This is a genomic window from Falsiroseomonas oryzae, assembly GCF_027856955.1.
GTDB classification, from domain to species: domain Bacteria; phylum Pseudomonadota; class Alphaproteobacteria; order Acetobacterales; family Acetobacteraceae; genus Falsiroseomonas; species Falsiroseomonas oryzae.
The window spans coordinates 1-590 of the sequence record NZ_JAPSMD010000997.1 but is presented as its reverse complement, the minus strand read 5'-3'; the positions used below and the strand labels follow the sequence as shown (position 1 = coordinate 590).

Sequence of the window (590 nt, the reverse complement as noted above, 5' to 3'; positions counted from 1 at the left end):
CAGCACCTCCGCCGCCGCGACGGACCAGGCGCGGGTGGCAGCGGCCCGGTCGATCCGGGCTTCCAGCGCCGCGCGGTGCGCCGGGTCGGCGACCAGCCGGGCGAGCAGTTCCACCAGCGCCGGCTCGTCGCCGGGCGGGAAGAAGGCGGCGCCCGGGGCGCCGGCTTCCAGCAACCCGCTATGCGCCGGCACCACGCACAGCTTCCCCATCGCCAGGCTCTCGCTGACCGGGAGGCCCCAGCCCTCGTGGAAGGAGTTGTAGAGGGTGAACAGGCAGCGTGCCGTCAGCCCCGCCAGCGCCAGGTCCGAGACGCCGGACAGCACCGTCACCTTGCGCCGCAGCAGCGGCGAGCGCTCCAGCAGGCCCAGCGCCGCCTCCGCGCCCCAGCCCGGGCGGCCGACGCAGACCAGCCGCGGCAGCAGTTCGGCCGGCAGGCGGCGGGACAGCGCGATCCAGGCCTGGAACACCATCAGGTGGTTCTTGCGGCTTTCCAGCGTCGCGACGAACAGCACGAAGGGCTCGTCCGGGTCGAGGTCGAGCGCCGCCGCGGCGGTCTCCGCGGGGGCGGCGGGCGGCGGCGGCTCGGCGG

General features: G+C 76.4%; 1 protein-coding gene. It reads right to left on the bottom strand.

The window, feature by feature from the left end; genetic code table 11:
- Positions 1-590 (bottom strand): glycosyltransferase (locus OZN99_RS33155; RefSeq protein ID WP_270939411.1); only part of this gene is annotated, 590 nt, incomplete at both ends.